This window comes from Rhizobacter sp. P2_H2 (assembly GCF_056403375.1).
The window spans coordinates 1-4,298 of the sequence record NZ_JBFUFP010000437.1 but is presented as its reverse complement, the minus strand read 5'-3'; the positions used below and the strand labels follow the sequence as shown (position 1 = coordinate 4,298).

The 4,298-nt window shown below is 72.0% G+C and carries 5 protein-coding genes; all 5 read right to left on the bottom strand.

From position 1 onward, the window contains the following. A partial coding sequence (locus AC1D15_RS19835) for an MmgE/PrpD family protein (protein ID WP_477827327.1) occupies nt 1-361 on the bottom strand: 361 nt, incomplete at its 3' end. A 15-nt stretch (nt 362-376) separates the two neighbouring features. After that, nucleotides 377-1,204 carry an ABC transporter substrate-binding protein gene (locus AC1D15_RS19830; protein WP_477827326.1) on the bottom strand — a complete coding sequence of 276 codons (828 nt, stop codon included), beginning with the start codon at nt 1,202-1,204 and terminating at the stop codon, nt 377-379. 35 nt (nt 1,205-1,239) lie between these two features. After that, the gene (locus AC1D15_RS19825; RefSeq protein WP_477827325.1) at nt 1,240-2,046 is read right to left on the bottom strand and encodes an amino acid ABC transporter ATP-binding protein; all 807 of its coding nucleotides are present in this window, start codon (nt 2,044-2,046) and stop codon (nt 1,240-1,242) included. Further along, entirely contained in the window at nt 2,043-2,912 is an 870-nt protein-coding gene (locus AC1D15_RS19820) for an amino acid ABC transporter permease (protein WP_465112337.1), read from the bottom strand. The genes AC1D15_RS19825 and AC1D15_RS19820 overlap by 4 nt, the downstream gene beginning before the upstream one ends. Then, on the bottom strand, nt 2,906-4,298 hold a 1,393-nt coding region (gene argH / locus AC1D15_RS19815; protein ID WP_477827324.1), incomplete at its 5' end, for an argininosuccinate lyase. The genes AC1D15_RS19820 and argH, both read right to left, overlap by 7 nt.

The window sequence follows — 4,298 nt, the reverse complement described above, 5'->3', positions numbered from 1 at the left end:
CGGCCTGCGCACGCACCAGCCCGAGCGCCGCCAGCGCGGCCGGCAGCACGACCGCGCCGGAGTGGTCGCAGCCGCCGGTGTCGTCGAGCTCCAGCGCATGCGCGGCGATGCCGTTCGCGAAGGCCGCATCGCGCGCACCGAGCCGCTGGCCCGTGCCCCACACCGGCGCGCTGCCCCCGGCCGTGTCGCCCGCCAGCATCACGACCGCGCTGCGCGCCTCGGCCGCAGCGCTGCCGGCGAGTGCCGCACCGAGCGTGTCCAGCAGGTGCGCCTTCGTGCGCGCCACCAGCGCCGCGGGCAGGTCGTCGAAGCGCGTGGCGGCGCAGAAGGCCCCGAGCTGCATGGCGGCGGTGTCGGACATCGCTGCGCGCCCGGCTCAGTTCGCGCTGTCGACGATCAGCTTCGGCACCGTGAACTCCTGCAGCCCCCATTTCGCGGCGATCTTCGCGTAGGTGCCGTCGGCGATCAGCTTGGCCATCGCCTCGCCGAGTTCGGCGGCCAGCGCCTCGCTCTTGCGCGGCATCGCGAGGCCCACGTACTGGAACGAGATCGGCTTGCCGAGCGTCGCGTAGGTGCCGGTCTCCTGGCCCATGATGTACGGCAGCGTCTCGCCGCCCTGCACCGCCGCGTCGAGCCGGCCCTGGCGCAGCTGGGTGCGGGCGTCGGCCGATCCCTCGGTGCCGCTGACCGCGATCGGCGGCTTGCCGGCCTTCACGCAGTTGTCGTCGCTCCATTTGGCGATCTCGGCCGGGAACGAGGTGCGCCGGCTCGCGCCGACCTTCCTGCCGCACAGCGCGGCCATRCCCGCGAACTCGGCGGCGCGCTCCTTCAGCACGAAGAACTGCGGGCCGGTCTTCAGGTAGTCGATGAAGCGCACCGCATCGCGGCGCGCCGGCAAATCGGTCATGCCCGACAGGATGATGTCGACGCGGCCGGTGGCCAGCGAGGCGAGCATCTGGTCGAAGCTGGTCTCTTCCCACTTGATCGTGGTGCCGAGCTTGGCGGCCAGCGCCTCGCCGAACTCGACGTCGAAGCCGGTGAGCTTCGCGGTGGCCGGGTCCTTGAATTCCAGCGGCGGGTAGTTCGAGACGATGGCCGCGGTGATCGGCGCGCCCTTCGCGCGCGTCTGCGCCTGGGCGGCCGGCAGCGCGATGGCGAGGGAGAGGGAGAGCGAGAGGACCGAGGCCCCGAGGCGGAAGGACATGAACGACTCCGTTGAAGGTGGATGGGATGCGGCGCTCAGCCGCGCACGGCCGAGATGAATTCGCGCGTGCGCTCGTGCCGCGGTTCGGACAGGACCTGCTGCGGCGTGCCGGTCTCGACCACGCGGCCCTGGTCCATGAACATCACGCGGCTCGCGACCTCGCGCGCGAAGCCGAGCTCGTGCGTCACGACGACCATCGTCATGCCGCTGCGCGCGAGGTCGCGCATCACGCCCAGCACCTCGCCGACGAGTTCGGGGTCGAGCGCCGAGGTCGGCTCGTCGAACAGCATCAGCTGCGGCTTCATCGCGAGCGCCCGTGCGATCGCGACGCGCTGCTGCTGGCCGCCCGACAGCTCGATCGGGAACGCATCGCACTTGCTCGCGAGGCCCACGCGCGCCAGCAGGGCCCGCGCCTCGGCCTCGACCTCGGCGCGCGGGCGCCGCAGCACCTGCACCGGGCCTTCGGTGACGTTCTCCAGCGCCGTCATGTGCGGGAACAGGTTGAAGCGCTGGAACACCATGCCGGTCTTCAGGCGCTGGCGCGCGATGCCGCCTTCGGACAACGCATGCAGCCTGTCGCCGGCGCGACGGAAGCCGAGCAGCTCGCCGGCCACCCACAGCGCACCGCCGCTCACCGTCTCGAGCTGGTTGATGCAGCGCAGGAAGGTGCTCTTGCCCGAGCCCGAGGGGCCGACCACGCACAGCACCTCGCCGGGCGCGATGTCGAGGGTGATGCCGTGCAGCGCGTCGAAATCGCCGAAGCGCTTGCGCACGTCGACCGCGCGCACGAGGGGCGGCAGCGCCGCGGTGGCGGTGGCGGTGGCGGTGGGGGCGGCGCTCATTGCCGTGCCGCCTTGCGGCCGGCGCCGCGTGCGTAGAAGGCCTCGACGCGCGCCTGCAGCACCGACAGCACCGTGACGACCGCGATGTACCAGAGGCCGGCGACGATCAGCAGCTCGATCACCCGCGTGTTCGCGTAGTAGATGTTCTGCGCGCTGTGCAGCATCTCGGCGTACTGGATCACGCTGGCCAGCGAGGTCAGCTTGATCATGCCGACGAACTCGTTGCCGATCGGCGGGATGATGACCCGCATCGCCTGCGGCAGGATCACGCGGCGCAGCGCGAGCAGGCGCGGCATGCCGAGCGCCTTCGCCGCCTCGTACTGGCCGACGTCGACCGACAGCAGCCCCGCGCGCACCACCTCGCTGGTGTAGGCGCCCTGGTTGATGCCCAGGCCGAGCAGCGCGGCGAGGAACGGCGTCATCACGTCGACGGTGCGCAGCTCCCACACCCCGGGCAGGCCGAGGGTCGGGAACACCAGCGCCAGGTTGAACCACAGCAGCAGCTGCAGGATCACCGGCGTGCCGCGGAACAGCCACGTGTAGCCGCGCGCGACGCTGCTGAGCACCGGGTTCGCCGACAGCCGCATCACCGCGGTCACGACACCGAGCACGATGCCCAGCGCCATCGCGAGCACGCTCATCACGACGGTGTTCAGCAGCCCCTCGAGGATCGAGCGCGCGGTCAGGAACCGCGCGACGTACGACCATTCGATCTTGCCGTGCGCGAACGCGTTCGCGATGAACAGCAGCACCGCGAGGATCAGCGCCGTCGCGAGGTAGCGGCCCCAGTAGCGGCGCGGCACCTGGGTCAGGTGCGAGATGCTGCCGAAGTCGTCCTGCGCGCGCACGGGCCCGGCGCTCAGCATCGCGGCCCCCGGTAGTCGGCGCACCACAGCGCCTGCGCGGCCAGTTGCAGCTTCAAGCGGCCGATCTGCTCGTGCACGCGGGCTGGTGCGGTGCCGCCGTGCCCGGTGCGCGCGGCGACGGCGGCTTCCAGCGTCAGGTGCGGCCGCAGGTCGGCGGTGAGCCGCGGGTCGACCTCGGCCAGCAGCGCCGCCGGGGCCTCGCCCAGCTCGATGCCCTGCGCCTCGCAGGCCTTCACGAGCGCGCCGGTGATCTCGTGCGCCTCGCTGAACGRCACGCCGCGCAGCGCGAGCCGGTCGGCCACCTCGGTCGCGAGCGTGAAGCCGAGCGGCGCCTGGCGGCGCAGCTCGTCGGCGTCGACGCGCATCGTGCGGATCATCCCGGCCATCGCCGGCAGCACCAGCGCGAGCGTGTCGACGCTGTCGAAGGCCGCGCCCTTGTCCTCGGCCAGGTCGCGGTTGTAGGCGAGCGGCAGCGACTTCAGCGCCGCCATCATCCCGGTGAGGTTGCCGATCAGGCGGCCGGCCTTGCCGCGGCTCAGCTCGGCGATGTCGGGGTTCTTCTTCTGCGGCATGATCGAACTGCCGGTGCAGTACGCGTCGTCGAGCACCACCCAGCGGAACTGGCGCGACGACCACAGCACCACCTCCTCCGACAGGCGCGACAACTCCACCGCCAGCATGCCGGTGATGAACAGGAACTCGCACACGTGGTCGCGCGCCGCGACCGCATCGATCGAGTTCTCGCACGGCGCGTCGTAGCCGAGCTCCGCCGCCGACAGCTCGGGCGAGCGGCACAGGGCCGAACCGGCGAGCGCCGCGGCGCCGAGCGGCGAGCGGGCGCTGCGGCGATCCCAGTCGACCAGCCGGTCGACGTTGCGGCCGATCGCCTGCGCATGCGCCAGCAGGTGATGCGCGAACACGATCGGCTGCGCCGGCTGCAGGTGCGTGAAGCCGGTCGACAGCGTCGTGACGTGGGCCTCGGCCTGCTGCAACAGCGCGGCCTGCAGCTCGAGCACCGCGGCGGCGATCGAGCGCGCCCGGTCGCGCAGGTACAGCTTCAGGTCGTTGGCGGCCTGGTCGTTGCGCGAGCGGCCGGCACGCAGCTTGCCGCCGATGGCACCCAGGCGCTCGGTCAGCACGCGCTCGAGGAAGGTGTGCACGTCTTCATCGGCCGGCGACGGGTGCAATGCGCCGGCGGCGAACTCGCGCCCGATCGCGTCGATCGCGTCCATCAGCGCATCGAGTTCGGCGGCCTGCAGGATGCCGGCCCGCTGCAGCTCGCGGGCATGGGCGCGCGAGCCGGCCAGGTCGTAGGGCACGAGGCGGAAGAAGCTCGGGTCGGAACGCGACAAGGCCTTCAGCGCCGCCGACGGCTCCGACTTGAAC